This window comes from Massilia sp. P2_C2 (assembly GCF_056404615.1).
In genome coordinates, this window is the sequence record NZ_JBFUDR010000649.1 from 1 (window position 1) to 826 (window position 826).

An 826-nucleotide genomic window follows, 5' to 3' on the forward strand; every position below is an offset into this window, starting at 1 on the left:
GGACCGGTGACCTGACGATGAACGGTGTGGAAGCGGGTGCATCGTACCAACCGGGCGCATTGGGCCTGCTCGTGAATGCCCAGACGGGCCGCGCGCTGGGCATCCTGTCCGACGCCGACCAGGGCGACGTGCGCTCGAAGAACTTCCTCGTGCAGGGCACGTTCAAGACGAGCGACGCGCTCAAGCTGGGCCTGTCGTGGGGCCGCAGCGCGAACAACGACAATACCGTCGGCACGGGTGGCCTGAAGTCGAATGCCAACCTCACGGCCGGCGCCTACTACGCGCTGAACAGTGTGATTACGCTGGTGGCCGAAATCGGGCAGACCCGCTCGAAGGGCTTCGGCGGCGCCACCACGCGCATGAACGGCGCTTCCGTCGGCGGCATCATCTTCTTCTGACGCCGCCATGGACCTGCTCCGCCTCGTCATCTGCTGGATCGTCGTGTGCGCGGCCGCGCGCGCCGGCACGCTGACGCAGGCGGACGTGGCCAGGCGTTTCCCGGCGCCGGTGCCCGGTTTCGCTGGCGTGCCGCCGAACCTGCTCGTCGTGATCGATCCGAAAGGAGTCTTCCTCGACGTCGAGGTATTGGCGCAGCACGAACCCGTGTTTCTCGAAGGCCTGGGCGAGACGCCGCTGCGCGACTTCCTGCGCCAGTACCGCGGCCGCTCGCTGGGAGAGGGGATCACGGTCTGCGGCGGCAAGGGGAGCCTGGACGGCGTGTCCAAGGCAACGGCATCCGTCCGCATCGGCCGCATCCGCATGGACTGGTTTGCGCCGATGTCCCTGCCGGTGCTGCTGGAGGCAGGTCTCGTGCGCCACGTGCGCG

The 826-nt window shown here is 68.2% G+C and carries 2 pseudogenes; both read left to right on the forward strand.

The annotated features are described in order from the left end of the window. Positions 1 to 398, forward strand: a pseudogene (locus AC1DYX_RS31620) (porin); the annotation flags it as partial. Between the two features lie 7 nt (positions 399 to 405). After that, positions 406 to 826: pseudogene (locus tag AC1DYX_RS31625) on the forward strand (4Fe-4S binding protein); the annotation flags it as partial.